We start from the raw sequence: 13,985 nt of genomic DNA on the forward strand, positions 1-13,985 counted from the left end.
CGCCCCCGTGCGCGCCGAGCCGATGGTCCGATCCGGTGGTGTGCGCGTGCGGGGCGATCCGTTCCGCCCCCGCCGGGCGTTTGCCCCTGGGGCGCGCGTGCGCCCCTGGGACACGAGCGGCAAGGGTGTGAGCGGGCGATGACGGAGATGGATCGCAGGAGCGTGCTGCAACTGACCTCGGCGGCGGCCGTGGCCGGGGGACTGGTCGTCGGGGCGGGCGGAACCGCCCACGCGGAGCGGAAGGCGGCCCGCCGGATCGTCCTGACCGGCCGGCGCACGGGCGCGAACATCCCGGACGTCCTCACGGCCGGCGTCCCCTACTTCGTCCGGTACGAGCTGTCGGACGAGCAGGGCGACACCGTGGGCACCGAGAACGCGCACTGCCTGCCCGTCGCCGTGGAGCTGGACGGCTCGTTCGTCCTGGCGACGCTGGTCCTGAGCCTCGACGACGGGCTGATCACGGCTGCCACCGCCTTCCGGCGGCCGCTGCCCGCCGTGACCGAGTCCCCGGTGGACCCGCGGCCGTGGTCCCACGTCTTCGCGGTCACCGGCGGGACGGGGGCCTACGCCGGAGCGTCCGGCTCGATCACGATCGACCACCGGACGAGGGACGAGGACGTGCTCACGATCGACCTCGCCGACACCGCGCCGTAGGCGGCCGGGTTCCGCGCCCCCGGCGCGTTCTCCGGCGTACCGGCCCCGGTGCGCCCGTCTCACCGGTCGAGGCGGGGTGTACCGGGGTCTTTTATGTGCTGTTTAATTGCAACCCGTTCGCAATTACAGTCGATCTTGGACAGGGATGTGCAGAGTATGACGGCCCGATCGATACGGGTGGCGGTCGCCGCCACACTGGTGACCGCACTGTCCCTCACCGCCGCGGCCTGCTCGAATCCGGACGGCGCCGGGAGCGGTTCCGGACCGTCCTCCACCTCGGCCGTCGTCGGCATCGCCTACGAGCCCGACAGCCTCAGCCCGTTGCTCGGCTACGGCAAGGACGGCAACTCCAAGATCTTCGACGGACTGCTCGCCCTGGACGCGGACATGAAGCTCCGCCCCGCTCTCGCCGCCGAACTCCCCGAGGTCAGCGCCGACGGCCTGACCTACACGTACAAGCTGCGCCAGGGGGTGAAGTTCAGCGACGGGAAGCCGTTCGGCGCCAAGGACGTCGTCTTCACCTACCGCACCATCCTCGACGAGAAGACCAACAACGCCTCCCGCACCGAACTGGACGCCGTTAAGGACGTCACCGCCCGGGGCGAGGACACGGTCGTCTTCACCCTCAAGTACCCCTACGCGCCGTTCGCCCAGCGCACCGTCCTGCCCATCGCCCCGGAGCACATCGCGGGCAGGCAGGACGTCAACACCGGGGCCTTCACCACCCGGCCGATCGGCACCGGCCCCTACCTCCTCACCACGTGGTCCAAGGGGGAGAAGCTCAGCTTCACCGCCAACCCCGACTACTGGGGCGGCGAACCCGAGGTGAAGAAGTTCACCATGGCGATCATCAAGGACGACGACGTGCGCGCCACCCGGCTGCGCTCCGGCGACCTCGACGGGGCGATCCTGCCGCCCAACCTCGCCAAGGGCTTCGGCGACGACAGGCGCAAGAAAACCTATGCCGCCACCAGTTACGACTACCGCACGGTGACGCTCCCGACCCACAACAAGGTCGCCGGGGACACCGCCGTACGCCGCGCCCTCGACGTCGCCGTCGACCGCGAGGCCATGGTGAAGGCCATCCTCAACGGCGCGGGCAAGCCCGCCTACGGCCCCGTCCCCACCGACAGCGAGTGGTTCACGAAGGGCACCGAGCGCCCCCACGACCTCGCCGCCGCGAAGAAGATCCTGGACGAGGCCGGCTGGAAGCCCGGCAAGGACGGCGTCCGCGTCAAGGACGGGGTGCGCGCCACCTTCCCGCTCTGGTACCTCAGCGGCGACAAGCTCCGCCAGGAGCACGCCCTCGCCTACGCCTCCGACGCCAAGAAGGCGGGCATCGACATCCGTACCGAGGCCGGGACCTGGGAGGTCATCGAGCCCCGCATGAAGCACGACGCCGTCCTCGCCGGCGGCGGCTCCCCGGCCGACCCCGACTTCGACCAGTACACCCTGCTGAAGTCCTCCCTCGCGGGCGACGGCTTCAACAACATGGCCTGGTACGACAACAAGGCCGTCGACACCGCGATCGAGGCGGGCCGCAGGAGCGGCGACAAGGCCGAGCGGAAGAAGGCGTACGACACCGTCCAGCGCGAACTGGTGAAGAACCCGGGCTACACCTTCCTCACCCACATCGACCACCTCTACGTCGTCGACGACCGCTTCGGCGCCCTCACCACCCAGGTCGAACCGCACGACCACGGGCTGGCCTCCGGCCCCTGGTGGAACGTCGAGAAGTGGTCCGCCAAGAGCGGCGGGGACGCGAAGAAGTGAGCCGACCCCTCCCCTGGGGGCCGATGGCGCGGATGGCGGGACGGCGGGCCCTGTTCGCCGTCCCCGTCCTCGGCACCGTCACCTTCGGCGTCTTCGCCGTCGCCGCCGCCTCCCCCTTCGACCCGGTCAAGGCCTATGCCGGCACCGCCGGACTCACCGCCTCGCAGGAGAACCTCGACCAGCTCCGTGCCAACCTCGGCGTCGACCAGCCGCTCGTCGCACGCTGGTGGGACTGGCTGACCTCCGCCCTCCGGGGCGACTTCGGGGACTCCAGCGTGATGCGCCAACCGGTCGCGGACGTCATCGCGGAGCGCATGGGCTGGTCCGTCCTGCTCGCCGCCACCGCCTTCCTCGTCGCGATCCTGCTCGGCACCGGCCTCGGCGTCCTCGCCGCCCGCAGGCCCGGCGGCTGGCTCGACCGGTGCGTCAGCTCCCTCGCGTACACCCTGGAAGCCGCCCCCGCCTTCTGGCTCGGCCTGCTCGCCATCTGGTTCTTCGCCCTGAAGCTCGACGTCCTCCCGGCCGGCGGCCTGACCGACGCCGCCAGCGAGACCGTCACCTTCGGCCAGGTCGCCACCCACCTGGTGCTGCCCGCCGCCGTCCTCGGCGTCTCGCAGCTGCCGTGGTTCTTCCTGTACGTACGCCAAGGGGTGGCCGACGCCCTCGCCGAGGACCCGGTACGCGGCGCCCGCGCCCGGGGTCTGAGCGAGCGCACCGTGCTCCTCGGCCACGCCCTGCGCTCCGGGATGCTGCCGATGCTCACCCTGATCGGCTCCCGCGTCCCCGAACTCATCACCGGCGCCCTGCTCGTGGAGACCGTCTTCAGCTGGCCCGGCATCGCCGCCGCCACCGTCGAGGCCGCCACCTCCGTGGACTTCTCCCTGCTGGCCGCGCTCACGGTGCTCGCCACCGCCGCCGTCCTGCTCGGCAACCTGATCTCCGACCTCCTCTACGGACTCGCCGACCCCCGGGTGGCCTTCGATGGCTGACACCGTGATCGCCCTGCCGGGCCGCGCCGCACGCCGCGTCCGGATCGTCACCTCGGCCGTGATCGTCCTCGCCGTCGCGCTCGCCGTCCTCGTCGTCCCGCCGCTGACCCAGCTCGACCAGCAGGCCGTCGACCTCGCGAACAAACTCGTCCCGCCGTCCCCCGCCCACCCCTTCGGCACCGACGACGTCGGCCGCGACCTCCTGCTGCGCTGTGTCTACGGGCTGCGGGTCTCCCTGCTCGTCGGCCTGGTCGCGGCCTTCACCGCCACCGTCGTCGGCACCGCGATCGGTGCGCTCGCCGGGGCGTTCGGCGGCTGGACCGACCGGGTGGTGATGCGCGTCGTCGACGCCCTCTCCTCCATCCCGCACCTGCTGCTCGGCATCTTCATCGTCGCGATGTTCCGGCCCGGCGTCTGGCCGGTGATCGTCTCGGTCGCCCTGACGCACTGGATCTCCACCGCCCGCATCGTCCGCTCCGAGGTGCTCTCGCTGCGCTCGCGCCCCTTCATCGACGCCGCCGTCTCCGGCGGCGCCTCCCGCACTCGCGTCGTCGTGCGCCACCTGCTGCCCGGCGTCCTCCCGCAGGCAGGTCTGGCCGCCGTACTGATGGTCCCGCACGCGATGTGGCACGAGTCGGCGCTCTCCTTCCTCGGGCTCGGACTCCCCGCCCACCAGGCCAGCCTCGGCAACCTCGTCCAGTCCGCGCGCGGTTCGCTGCTCGCCGGGGACTGGTGGCCGACCCTCTTCCCCGGCCTCTTCCTGATCGTCCCGACCCTCGCGCTCGCCGGACTCGCCGGAGCCTGGCGCGACCGGATCAACCCGCGCCGGAAATCGGAGCTGATGCTGTGACCCGCGCCCTTGAACCCGCCGGCCCCCCCGTTCTGGACGTCCGGGACCTCTCCGTACGCTTCCGCATGCGCGGCGGCCGCGACATCGCCGCCGTCACCGGCGCCCGCTTCTCCGTCGCCCCGGGGGAGTGCCTCGCCCTGGTCGGCGAGAGCGGCTGCGGCAAATCCGTCCTGGCCTCCGCCCTCCTCGGCCTGCTGCCCGCCAACGCGGCCACCACCGGCAGCGCCGTCCTCGGCGGGGACACGGACCTGCTCACCGCCGGGGAGCGCGTCCTCGCCCGCACCGTACGGGGGCGGCGCATCGGCCTCGTACCGCAGAGCCCCGCCGCCCACCTCACCCCCGTGCGCACCGTCCGCGCCCAACTGGAGGAGAGCCTGCGCGAGCTGACCGGAGTGCGGGGGAACGCGCTGCCGAAGGCCGCCGTCGAGGCCGCCGCCCGCGCCTCGTTCCCCGAGGGCCATCTCGACCGCTACCCGCACGAGCTCTCCGGCGGCCTCGCCCAGCGCGCCGCGACCGCCCTCGCCCTGATCGGCGACGCGCCGCTGCTGCTCGCCGACGAACCGACCACCGGACTCGACCGGGACCTGGTCGAGCGGACCGTGGACGAACTGCGCCGCCACACCGACGAGGGCCGGGCGCTGCTGATCATCACCCACGACCTGGCCGCCGCCGAACGCATCGCGGACCGGGTCGCCGTGATGTACGCGGGGCGGATCGTCGAGATCGCGGAGGCGGCGGGCTTCTTCGGAGCGCCCGGCCCCCGCCACCCGTACGCCCGGGGCCTGCTGGCGGCCCTGCCCGAACGGGACTTCCTCCCCATCCCCGGCATGCCGCCGGAGCTGGGAGCGCTGCCCGAGGGCTGCGCCTTCGCCGACCGCTGCGCCTACGCGGACGCCCGCTGCACCGCCGAACGCCCGGCCTTCGACGCGGACCTGGCCTGCCACCACGCGCCGGCCGGCCGGACGCACCCGCTCAAGGAGGCCGCCGGTGCTTGAGCTGAACCGCATCACCGCCGGATACGACCGCCGCGACCCGGTCGTCCGCGAGGTGTCCCTGCGCGTCGCGGCGGGCGAGGCGGTCGGACTCCTTGGTCCCAGCGGCTGCGGCAAATCCACCCTCGCCAAGGTCGCCGCCCTGCTGCACCGCCCGGACGCCGGAACCATGACCCTCGACGGCACGGCGGTGCGCGGCTGGCGCCACCGCGCGCCGCGCGAGCAGCGCACGGCCGTGGGCGTCGTCTTCCAGCAACCCCGGCTCTCCGCCGACCCGCGCCTGAGCCTGCGCGAACTCGTCGCCCAGCCGCTGCGCGCCACCGGCCGCCGCCGGGAGGCCCCCGACCGGGTGACGGAGCTGGCCCGGCTGGTCGGCCTCTCCGACGAGCTGCTGGAGCGCCGTCCGCACGCGGTGAGCGACGGCCAGTTGCAACGGGCCTGCCTGGCACGGGCGCTGGTCCTGCGGCCCCGGCTGCTGATCTGCGACGAGATGACCGCCATGCTCGACGCCTCCACGACGGCCGCGCTGGTCGCGGTCGTCGAGCGCTACCGCGCGGAGTCCGGGGCGGCGCTGCTGGCGGTGGGCCACGACCGGGTGCTGCTGGAGCGCTGGTGCGACCGTACGGTCCGGTGGGGCGAGCATCCGGCGGGGAACGCGCCGTCCGGGTGACGACGCCCGGCCGGGCGCGTCCCCCGCGCCCGCCCGCCGGCCCTCAGGAGGAGAGGGAGTCCACGACCACGGAGGCCGCTTCGGCGATCAGTTCGTCCTGCGGCTCGGCGTCCTTCGCGGAGCGGTGCGACAGGATGGCGATCACGATGGGGGCGGAGTCCGGGGGCCACACCACGGCGATGTCGTTGCGGGCTCCGTAGTAGCTGCCGGTCCCGGTCTTGTCGCCGACGACCCAGGTGTCGGGCACGCCCGCCCTGATCACCGCGTCCCCGGTGGTGTTGGTCCGCAGCCAGGTCGTCAACTGCTTCCGCTCGGGGGCGGGCAGGGCCTTGCCCAGGACGAGCGAACGCAGGTCCCCGGCCAGGGCGCGGGGGGTGGACGTGTCCCTCTCCTCGCCGGGAACCCAGCTGCTCAACTCCGGCTCCTCCCGGTCCATCCGCGTGACGTCGTCGCCCAGCTTCTCCAGCGCGGCGTCCAGCCCCGCGGGCCCGCCCACGTGGTCGAAGAGGAGGTTGGCCGCGGTGTTGTCGCTGTAGCGCACGGAGGCGTCGCACAACTCCTTGAGCGTCATGCCGGTGTCCACGTGCTTCTCGGTCACCGGGGAGTTGGCGACCAGGTCCTCACGGGTGTAGGTCACCCGCTTGTCCAGGCCGTCCAGGGAGTAGGTGCTGAGGACGACCCCGGCCTGGAGCGCCTTGAAGGTCGAGTTGTAGGCGAACCGCGCCCGGTCGTTGTGGGTCACCTCGCGCCCGGTGCCGGTGTCGACCGCGTAGACCCCCAGCCGGGCGCCGAACTCCCGTTCCAGCTTCTTGAACGCGGCGGTGGGCGGCTTCGCGGCCGAGGAGGCCGACGTACCCGCGACGGGTTCGGCGGACGGGGGAGGCGAAGTGGATGCGGTCCGTCCGCAGGCCGCCACCGGTACGAGGAACAGTGCGGCGAGCGCTCCGGCGACGCCGGTCCTGAAGCGGGAGTGGTGCATGGGCCAAACCTCCTGGCGCTCCGGGCCGGAGCGCATCGGCGCCGGGACGGTTCCGGTCCCGGACGTGTGGTCGTGCGTGCCGAAGCCACCTTCGTCCCCTCCGGTTATGCGGTCCAATACCTTTGTGGCCGTTTCCATGCCGAAACCGCATAGGCTTCGGGGTGTGGATCTGGTCGGAGCGTGTCGGGCGTTCGTCAGCGTCAGTGAGTACGGAGGCTTCACCGACGGGGCGGCGGCCGCGGGTATGTCCCAGTCGGTGGCGAGCCGCCGGGTCGCGGCCCTGGAGGAGCGCTTCGGCGAGCAGTTGTTCGAGCGCACGTCGCGGCGAGCGGTGCTCACCCCCTTCGGGCGCGACATGCTGACCGCCGCCCGGCAGCTCGTCCAGGCCGCCGACGTCCTGCTGGACGAGGCCGAAGCCGTCAAGCGCAAACCCTGGCGGCTGGCCGTCCCCGCCATCTGCTCCGCCGCCGCCCTGGCCCGCCTGGTCGCCGAGGCGCGGGGGCACGACGTCAGGCTCGACCTCCGGACCGCCGGGCCCGCCCGGCGCAAGGAACTCCTCCACGCGCACCAGGTGCGGGCCGCGCTGCTCGCCGTACCCGCGGGGGAGGCGTCCTGGACCGTGCCGCTGGGGCTGGCCGGAACGCGGGCCGACGGGGTGCGGCGGATCCACATCGAGACGCTGCGGCTCGGACGGGCCTCCCGGGGGCCGGCCCGCCGGATCTGGATCCAGCCGGAGGACGACGTGCCGCACATCCGCGACCCGCTGACCCGGCTGCGGGACGCGGTGGGGCTGCGGCCCGCGCAGGTGGCCGCCGCATCCGATGCGACGGCCGCCGCCGCCGAAGTGCTCTGCTCCGACGACCTGTTGCTGTGTTCCCGGGCACAGGCGGACGAACTCGCCCTGGCCTGGCGTCCCCTCGGGGAGTTGACGCTGCGCCGGGGTTACGCTCTCACGGTCGCGGCGGACGGCAACCCCCTGCCCATGGAGGCGCGGCTGGGCGGGGCCGTCGCCCGCTGCCTGGGCGCGGAGGACCCGGCCCGTACGGGGGGAGGGGAGGCGGAGTGAACACCGAGGCGCTGCTGCGGGAGGTGCGGGGACGGCTGCACGACGGCGGCCTGCGCGCCTGCCTGCTGGTGCGGGACCTGGGCACGGGAGAGGAGCTGGGCATCGAGCCGGACACGGAGCTGCCGTCCGCCTCCCTGGTCAAGGTCCCCCTCGCGCTCGCCACGCTCGAACGCGTCCGGCGCGGCGAGCTGGACGGCGCGACGCCGCTGGACGTGGCTCCCGGCCGCGTGACCACGCCGGGCCCGACCGGCCTCAGCCGCTTCCGGCACCCCGCCCGGATCGCCATCGACGACCTGCTCTATCTCAGTACCTGTCTGAGCGACGGGACGGCCGCCGACGCGCTCTTCACCCTCACCCCGCCCGACCGGGTCGCCGCCATCCTCCGGGAGGCCGGCCTGCGCGGCATCACGGTCCGCCACCGGACGGAGGAGCTGTTCGACACCCCCGCCGAGCGTTTCGACGCCGGCCAGGCGCACCTCGCCCACGCACTGGCCATCGACGCGGGCACCAGCGGTCGCGGCCACCGGGTGGCGCAGCTCGACACGGCCCGCGCCAACACCGGCAGCGCGCGCTCCTTCGTGGACCTCCTCCAGGCCCTCTGGACCCCGTCGAAGATCCACCCGGAGGTGGCCGAGCGGATGCGCGGCCTCATGGCCCACAACGTGCTGCGCCACCGGCTGACCCCGGACTTCAGCTCCGACGCGAGCAGATGGTCCTCCAAGACGGGCACCCTGCTGAACCTGCGACACGAGATCGGCGTCGTCGAGCACGCCGACGGGCAGACCTTCGCCATCGCCGTACTCACCGAGTCGTCGGTCCCGGCGGGAGCGCAGCCGGGCGTCGACGCGGTGATGGCCGACGCCGCCCGCAGCCTGCGCGACCACCTCCGCCAGTTCTAGCGGCGACCGCAGCGCTTCCCCGGGCTCATGCCCGGCAACCGCAGCGCTTCCCCCGGGGCTCACGTCCCCGAGCGGGACTTCCCCGCCGGCCGGGGGCGGGAGCGGGCGCCCCGAGCCGTGTAGGGCCCGGCGCCGTCGCCCCTCGCGGACGACGGCCCCCGGGGCGGTCCCCGGAGGCCGCCGGTCCGCAGGCGCGGCAGGCGGGTTACGCCGGCCACGCGCCGGTGACGCGGCGGGTCGCCTTGGCGCCCGAGCGTTCGACCGTGGCCTTGACCACGGAGAAGATCGCGCCCTGCACGGCGGCGGCGAGGAGGATCTGCCGCCACGAGCGGTCCTCGTCCAGCGCGTCGGGCGCGTCGCCCTCGCCTTCGATGAGCTTCCACGTCTGCTGGAACACGGCGCTCGCGATCATGCCGCTGAGCGCGCCGAGGGCGAAACCCACCGGCTTGTAGGCGATCTTGGTGCTCTTGGTGCTCTTCATCGGTTGCGCCCCCGGCTCCGGCGTACCAGCAGGAAGGCGATCAGCAGGGCGCCGCCGGCGAGGAGCGGGGTGCGGTTGGCGCGTGCGGCCCTCGCTCCCTGTTCGGCCTTCTCCACCAGCGGGTCCGGGGCCTTGTCCTTCACCAGTCGCGCGGCCTCTCCGGACTTCTCCCGGAGCTGGGCGGAGGCTGAGGCGGCCTGCTCCTTCACCGTCGCCACCCTCTCCTTCACCTGTGCCTTGACGTCGGCCTTGCCCGCCAGGGCCTCGACGGTCTGCCCGAGTTCGTCGCGCGTGCGCTCGACCTGCTCGCGCAGTTCCTCCGGGGTGGGCGTCCCCAACTCGTTCTGTGATGCGTCGTTCATCGGTGAGCCTTCTCCTTGACCTCGGCCAGATCGGCCTTGACGCTGTCGATGGTCTGTTCCGGGGCGGGGGTTCCGGCCCGGTCGATCTGCTTCTTCCCCGCCACGGCGGCCACTCCGGCCACTGCCGCCAGTACCGCCGTGACGATGAGGGCCGCCGCCCACACGGGCAGGACCAGTGCGAGTGCGGCGATGCACGTGGCCACCAGGGCCTGGGCCGTCAGGACGCCGACGAGCCCCGCGGCGCCGAACAGGCCGCCGCCCTTCCCGAAACGCTTGCCCTTCTCCGCCATCTCGGCGCGCGCCAGCCGCATCTCCTCGCGCACCAGCTCCGAGATCTGCTGTGAGGCACGCGAGACGAGAACCCCCACCGGCTCATCGCCGGTCTCGGGGGCCTGCCGTCCTGCTGTGCTCATGATGAGGTCACCTCTTCTCGATCGGGATGGTCACGGAGAAGCGGCCGCCGCGGCGGAGCCTCCGCATCCGGATGTGTGGGCCGTCGTCGCCCGGCTACCCACCGTTCGCCTCCCCACCCGTCCTGCGGCGAGGCAACGCTGAACCCGCCCGCTGCCGCGCTCCTCGGGCTCCCGGAGCGCACCCGTCCCGGATCCGCCGTTCGGCCCCGCAGCACGGGCCCGGGGCCGGTGCGCCGTCACCGCGCAGGTGCGGACGGCCCGGAGCGGGGCAGACGAGTAGGCGAAGAGTGTGTCTCCCCGAGGAGGAACGATGCCCGGACTGATCGCCCGCATCACGCGGTTCACTCGCAGCCCCCAGGGGCGGCGGACCATCGAGTCGGCCCGGCGTGCCGCGGCCGACCCGCGCAAGCGCGCCCAGGCCCGCAGCATGTTGGGCCGGCTCCGCGGGCGCCGGTGACACCGGCGCTCCGACGCGCGAGGCCCCCCGGGCGTCCTGACCCCGCACGCCGGTCACGGCGAAGGACAGCCCGTGCACGGCGGCGGCAGGGCGGGGAGCCTCGTCCCCGGAGGCATCGGAGGGGGCCGACGCGATGGGACTCCGCCCCACGGCTTCCCCCGCCGGGCCCGGGCGCACAAGCCGCGGAAGGGCGGACTCCCTTTCCAGGAGTCCGCCCTTCCGGAAGGCGAAACGCATCACCTGGGACGCGTGTTTCCCGAACGTGGGCTCAAGTCGGCGCCGCACGAGGAAGCGCGCTTCGGCTTCCGCGCCTTCGCCGACCCGGCGGGCGTCACTTCACGACGACGCCGTCCCCGGGCGAGGTGGACGGCCCGGTGGTGGTGTTGCCGTAGTACGCCCAGCGCCACGTGCCCGTCCTGGACGCCTTCACGGTGGTCTTGAGGACGCCCGAGCCGTTCGCGTACACCTTCTTCACCGTGGTGTACGAGGTGGCGCCGGCGGGCTTGAACTGCAGGCTCACGTGGCGGCCGCCGTAGGAGGCGTACTTCCTGGTCTCCCAGTCGGCCCGCGTGACCTTTCCGGTCACGGTGACGGTCCTGCCCTTGGCCACCGGCTCGGGCGAGGCGTTGACGGTCAGGCGGGAGTTGCGCTGGACGTAGACCGTCTGTCCCTTGTCGTCGACGTCACCGCCACCGCCCTTGAAGTACACCTCGGCTGCCACCTTCCAGGCGCCGGCCTCGCTGTTGCGCATGTCGTACACGCCGGGCTGGAAGTACATACGTTCGCTGATGTCGCAGACGCCCGAGCCCGCCTTGACGCACTCGTCCGTCTCGATGGTGTGCCACAGCCGGTCCCCGCCACTGCGGTAGAGGAACACCGCGCGCCATTTGCCCTGGCGCTCGGTCGTCATCCGGAAGGAGGCGGGCACGACGACCTCCTTCGTCGTCCCGATGACGATCGGCTTGCCGCCGTTCACCTGGACCCGGCTGAACGAGGCCCCGCCCTCGACCGCCCCGGCCGGTACCGCGGCTACCGCCGTGAAGACCGCCGCCGCGCCACCGGCCACGGCGGCTCTCCAGAGCTGCTTTCCCACCTGATCCCCGATCTCCGTCTGTCAGACGCCGGGGGTTCGTCCCCCGACGCCTGACAGACGCCCGGCACCCGTCCGGGGTTGTACACGCCCGCATCACGATGGGGCATCGGGCGATCCCCGCCCCCGTCGGGCCGGAGGCCAGGGGCGGTGCGGCGGGGGAGGGGCGCTGGAGCCGCCCCGGCCGGGCCGGACGCCTCCGAGGTGGCCGGGGCGTGAAACATCGCCGAACAACCTGGCAGGCACCTGACAATAAAGGCGGCGGCGCCCCCATACTCGTGGCGACCCCGTCCGCCGCTCAGGGAGTCCCCATGGCCCACCCCACCCGTCGCCGCGCGCTCACGGTCGCCCTCGCCACCGCCGCCGCGGGCATCGCCGTCCCCACCGCCGCCGCGGTTGCCGCACCGGCCCGCCCGCACCGCCCGCGTCCGTTACGCCACGCCCACGCCCATAACGACTACCTCCATCCGCGCCCCCTGCACGACGCGCTCGCCCACGGATTCACCAGCGTCGAGGCGGACGTCTTCCTCGTCGACGGCGAACTCCTCGTCGCCCACGAGCCCGCCACCCTCGACCCGGCCCGCACCCTCGCCTCCCTCTACCTCGACCCGCTCGCCGCCCTCGTCCGCGCCGGCCGCGGCGGCGTGCACCCGCACCGTCGGGCCCCGTTGCAACTCCTCGTCGACATCAAGGCCGACGGCGTCGCCGCCTACCGGGAACTGGACCGGCAACTGCGCCGCCACCGCCACCTCACCCGCTACCACCACGGCCGGGTCCGCCCCGGGGCGGTCACCGTCGTCGTCTCGGGCGACCGGGCGGCCCGGACGCCGATGGAGGCCCAACCCACCCGCCTCGCCTTCTACGACGGCCGTCTCGACGACCTCGGCGCCCCGGCCCCCGCCTCCTTCGCCCCGCTCGTCAGCGCCAACTGGACCCAGAGCTTCGGCTGGCGCGGCACGGGCCCCTTCCCCCGCGCCGAGCGGGACCGGCTGCGCGCCCTCGTCGCCGCCGCCCACCGCGAAGGCCGCCGCATCCGCTTCTGGGCCACGCCCGACCTCCCGGGGCCCGAACGCGAGGCGGTCTGGTCCGAGCTGCTGGCCGCCGGGGTCGACCACCTCAACACCGACGACCTCGCCGGGCTGGAAGCGTTCCTGCGCGCCCGCCGGGGCGCCGCCGCGGCCCTCTAACGCGCCACCTGCCGGGAGTACCCGTTCGGCGGACACGCCAGTGCGCCGAACGGCCGCCCCGCTGCGCCACACTGGCGGCCGAATGCCGCAAATCCGGCGCGGCGGAGGAGGTTGGCCATGGCCATTTCGATCTCACTGGTGCTGCTTCTGACGATCCTGGCGGTGATCTTCCTGCGCAACGGCGGGCTGAAGCCCTCCCACGCGCTGGTCTGCGCCCTGCTGGGCTTCCTCATGGCCAGTACGAGCATGGCCCCGACCATCCACGACGGCATCGGCGCCACCGCCGACCTGGTCAGCAGCCTGCACCCCTGACGGAACCGGCGGCCGGACCCGGCAGGGGGCCGGCCGCGCCCGCACCGGGCATCCCGCACAATGGGCAGATGTCTTTCCCGTCACCCGGCCGGCACTCGGGCGCCGCCCACCACGAGTACTGCAACACGGCCCTGTGCTGCCGGTGCCAGACGCGGAGCTGGACGACCAAGGCGGGCGACGAACGGCTCTGCGGACCGTGTGCCGCCTGCTGCCACGCCTGCGGCCGGGCCCCCGCGCCCCACCTGGACGGACTCGACGGCGGGCTCTGCGCCGAGTGCCGCGGCCTGTGCGGCCGCTGCCACGCTCCGAAGCGCCCCGACGGCTCCTGCGCCTGCGACCGCTGGCGGGAGAACGCCCGCAGCAACCCGCGCGGCTACGTCCTCCAGGCCCTGCCGCCCCAGCTCCTCCAGGCCCTGGGCGGCCGGGTGCCGAGCACCGTCCACGACCTCATCCACCAGGAGATCGCCGTCCGCAGCGCCGCCCAGCTGCGCGAGCGCGTCGAACGCCGCTGGAACCTCCGCTGGTCCCACGCGCTGGGCGAGCTGGACGAGGACGGCCGCCGCCGGTGGAGCGCCCAGGACATCGCCGAGCAGCTCCTGCGACCCGGCTCCTGCACCGACCCGCAGTGCGAGGACGGCTACCACATCACGACCGACACCCCGTGCGCCCACTGCCGACAGCCGCTGCACCGCTTCGTCACCTCGGTCGCCGACCGCACGGCGACCACGGAACACGCCCGCTCGACGGCGGCGGGAATCCGCCGGGCGATGCGGGAGAACCGCTCCCGCCCCCAGCGCCCGCCGCGCTGAGC

Annotated in this window: 17 protein-coding genes; 12 read left to right on the forward strand and 5 right to left on the reverse strand. The window is 73.6% G+C overall.

Features of this window, described 5'->3' with window-relative positions; all coding sequences use genetic code 11:
• The first annotated feature begins 138 nt into the window (after window positions 1-138).
• The 6 genes from ACH4K1_RS18655 to ACH4K1_RS18680 all read left to right on the forward strand — a co-directional run bounded on the left by ACH4K1_RS18655 (window position 139) and on the right by ACH4K1_RS18680 (window position 5,928).
• Window positions 139-654 carry a hypothetical protein gene (locus tag ACH4K1_RS18655; RefSeq protein WP_398090382.1) on the forward strand — a complete coding sequence of 172 codons (516 nt, stop codon included), beginning with the start codon at window positions 139-141 and terminating at the stop codon, window positions 652-654.
• 156 nt (window positions 655-810) lie between these two features.
• Window positions 811-2,427, forward strand: coding sequence for an ABC transporter substrate-binding protein (locus ACH4K1_RS18660; RefSeq protein ID WP_398090383.1), 1,617 nt, complete (start codon window positions 811-813; stop codon window positions 2,425-2,427).
• 23 nt (window positions 2,428-2,450) lie between these two features.
• Window positions 2,451-3,416 (forward strand): ABC transporter permease, encoded by a 966-nt coding sequence (locus ACH4K1_RS18665; protein WP_398090497.1) that lies wholly within the window; start codon window positions 2,451-2,453, stop codon window positions 3,414-3,416.
• Window positions 3,409-4,266, forward strand: coding sequence for an ABC transporter permease (locus tag ACH4K1_RS18670; RefSeq protein WP_398090384.1), 858 nt, complete (start codon window positions 3,409-3,411; stop codon window positions 4,264-4,266). The genes ACH4K1_RS18665 and ACH4K1_RS18670 overlap by 8 nt, the downstream gene beginning before the upstream one ends.
• A gap of 65 nt (window positions 4,267-4,331) precedes the next feature.
• Window positions 4,332-5,261, forward strand: a complete 930-nt coding sequence (locus ACH4K1_RS18675; RefSeq protein WP_398090498.1) for an ABC transporter ATP-binding protein — start codon at window positions 4,332-4,334, stop codon at window positions 5,259-5,261.
• Window positions 5,254-5,928: an ABC transporter ATP-binding protein gene (locus ACH4K1_RS18680; RefSeq protein ID WP_398090385.1), complete on the forward strand. Its 675-nt coding sequence runs from the start codon at window positions 5,254-5,256 to the stop codon at window positions 5,926-5,928. Before ACH4K1_RS18675 ends, ACH4K1_RS18680 begins: the two co-directional genes overlap by 8 nt.
• A 43-nt stretch (window positions 5,929-5,971) precedes the next feature.
• Here the strand turns inward: ACH4K1_RS18680 and bla are convergent, their stop codons facing one another.
• Complete coding sequence (gene bla / locus ACH4K1_RS18685) at window positions 5,972-6,907, reverse strand: class A beta-lactamase (RefSeq protein ID WP_398090386.1); 936 nt, start codon at window positions 6,905-6,907, stop codon at window positions 5,972-5,974.
• Window positions 6,908-7,070: 163 nt separating this feature from the next.
• Between bla and ACH4K1_RS18690 the strand changes: the two genes are divergently transcribed.
• On the forward strand, window positions 7,071-7,973 hold the full coding sequence (locus tag ACH4K1_RS18690) for a LysR family transcriptional regulator (protein ID WP_398090387.1): 903 nt from the start codon (window positions 7,071-7,073) through the stop codon (window positions 7,971-7,973).
• Window positions 7,970-8,872 carry a serine hydrolase gene (locus tag ACH4K1_RS18695; RefSeq protein ID WP_398090388.1) on the forward strand — a complete coding sequence of 301 codons (903 nt, stop codon included), beginning with the start codon at window positions 7,970-7,972 and terminating at the stop codon, window positions 8,870-8,872. Before ACH4K1_RS18690 ends, ACH4K1_RS18695 begins: the two co-directional genes overlap by 4 nt.
• 205 nt (window positions 8,873-9,077) lie before the next feature.
• Here the strand turns inward: ACH4K1_RS18695 and ACH4K1_RS18700 are convergent, their stop codons facing one another.
• The 3 genes from ACH4K1_RS18700 to ACH4K1_RS18710 are packed head-to-tail and all read right to left on the reverse strand — an operon-like array spanning window position 9,078 to window position 10,128.
• The gene (locus ACH4K1_RS18700; RefSeq protein ID WP_398090389.1) at window positions 9,078-9,353 is read right to left on the reverse strand and encodes a DUF4235 domain-containing protein; all 276 of its coding nucleotides are present in this window, start codon (window positions 9,351-9,353) and stop codon (window positions 9,078-9,080) included.
• A complete protein-coding gene (locus tag ACH4K1_RS18705; RefSeq protein ID WP_398090390.1) occupies window positions 9,350-9,715 on the reverse strand; it encodes a DUF3618 domain-containing protein in 366 nt (121 codons plus the stop codon). Before ACH4K1_RS18705 ends, ACH4K1_RS18700 begins: the two co-directional genes overlap by 4 nt.
• On the reverse strand, window positions 9,712-10,128 hold the full coding sequence (locus tag ACH4K1_RS18710) for a phage holin family protein (RefSeq protein ID WP_398090391.1): 417 nt from the start codon (window positions 10,126-10,128) through the stop codon (window positions 9,712-9,714). The genes ACH4K1_RS18705 and ACH4K1_RS18710 overlap by 4 nt, the downstream gene beginning before the upstream one ends.
• Before the next feature lie 310 nt (window positions 10,129-10,438).
• On the opposite strand from ACH4K1_RS18710, the gene ACH4K1_RS18715 reads away from it, so the two are divergent.
• Window positions 10,439-10,585 (forward strand): hypothetical protein, encoded by a 147-nt coding sequence (locus ACH4K1_RS18715; protein WP_398090392.1) that lies wholly within the window; start codon window positions 10,439-10,441, stop codon window positions 10,583-10,585.
• A gap of 331 nt (window positions 10,586-10,916) precedes the next feature.
• Here the strand turns inward: ACH4K1_RS18715 and ACH4K1_RS18720 are convergent, their stop codons facing one another.
• The gene (locus tag ACH4K1_RS18720; protein ID WP_398090393.1) at window positions 10,917-11,678 is read right to left on the reverse strand and encodes a hypothetical protein; all 762 of its coding nucleotides are present in this window, start codon (window positions 11,676-11,678) and stop codon (window positions 10,917-10,919) included.
• 308 nt (window positions 11,679-11,986) lie between these two features.
• On the opposite strand from ACH4K1_RS18720, the gene ACH4K1_RS18725 reads away from it, so the two are divergent.
• The 3 genes from ACH4K1_RS18725 to ACH4K1_RS18735 all read left to right on the forward strand — a co-directional run bounded on the left by ACH4K1_RS18725 (window position 11,987) and on the right by ACH4K1_RS18735 (window position 13,983).
• Complete coding sequence (locus tag ACH4K1_RS18725) at window positions 11,987-12,862, forward strand: phosphatidylinositol-specific phospholipase C/glycerophosphodiester phosphodiesterase family protein (protein WP_398090394.1); 876 nt, start codon at window positions 11,987-11,989, stop codon at window positions 12,860-12,862.
• 117 nt (window positions 12,863-12,979) lie between these two features.
• Entirely contained in the window at window positions 12,980-13,174 is a 195-nt protein-coding gene (locus ACH4K1_RS18730; protein WP_073770646.1) for a hypothetical protein, read from the forward strand.
• Window positions 13,175-13,242: 68 nt separating this feature from the next.
• Window positions 13,243-13,983 (forward strand): hypothetical protein, encoded by a 741-nt coding sequence (locus tag ACH4K1_RS18735; protein ID WP_398090395.1) that lies wholly within the window; start codon window positions 13,243-13,245, stop codon window positions 13,981-13,983.
• Window positions 13,984-13,985: the final 2 nt, after the last annotated feature.

Origin of the sequence: Streptomyces sp. NPDC017448, assembly GCF_044330565.1 — a bacterium.
Lineage (GTDB): Bacteria > Actinomycetota > Actinomycetes > Streptomycetales > Streptomycetaceae > Streptomyces.

Bases quoted from the DNA above. Each gene is read 5' to 3' on its own strand.
- ACH4K1_RS18655 (WP_398090382.1), top strand. From the start codon at position 139: ATGACGGAGATGGATCGCAGGAGCGTGCTGCAACTGACCTCGGCGGCG.
- ACH4K1_RS18660 (WP_398090383.1), top strand. From the start codon at position 811: ATGACGGCCCGATCGATACGGGTGGCGGTCGCCGCCACACTGGTGACC.
- ACH4K1_RS18665 (WP_398090497.1), top strand. From the start codon at position 2,451: ATGGCGCGGATGGCGGGACGGCGGGCCCTGTTCGCCGTCCCCGTCCTC.
- ACH4K1_RS18670 (WP_398090384.1), top strand. From the start codon at position 3,409: ATGGCTGACACCGTGATCGCCCTGCCGGGCCGCGCCGCACGCCGCGTC.
- ACH4K1_RS18675 (WP_398090498.1), top strand. From the start codon at position 4,332: ATGCGCGGCGGCCGCGACATCGCCGCCGTCACCGGCGCCCGCTTCTCC.
- bla (WP_398090386.1), bottom strand. From the start codon at position 6,907: ATGCACCACTCCCGCTTCAGGACCGGCGTCGCCGGAGCGCTCGCCGCA.
- ACH4K1_RS18700 (WP_398090389.1), bottom strand. From the start codon at position 9,353: ATGAAGAGCACCAAGAGCACCAAGATCGCCTACAAGCCGGTGGGTTTC.
- ACH4K1_RS18705 (WP_398090390.1), bottom strand. From the start codon at position 9,715: ATGAACGACGCATCACAGAACGAGTTGGGGACGCCCACCCCGGAGGAA.
- ACH4K1_RS18710 (WP_398090391.1), bottom strand. From the start codon at position 10,128: ATGAGCACAGCAGGACGGCAGGCCCCCGAGACCGGCGATGAGCCGGTG.
- ACH4K1_RS18715 (WP_398090392.1), top strand. From the start codon at position 10,439: ATGCCCGGACTGATCGCCCGCATCACGCGGTTCACTCGCAGCCCCCAG.
- ACH4K1_RS18725 (WP_398090394.1), top strand. From the start codon at position 11,987: ATGGCCCACCCCACCCGTCGCCGCGCGCTCACGGTCGCCCTCGCCACC.
- ACH4K1_RS18730 (WP_073770646.1), top strand. From the start codon at position 12,980: ATGGCCATTTCGATCTCACTGGTGCTGCTTCTGACGATCCTGGCGGTG.
- ACH4K1_RS18735 (WP_398090395.1), top strand. From the start codon at position 13,243: ATGTCTTTCCCGTCACCCGGCCGGCACTCGGGCGCCGCCCACCACGAG.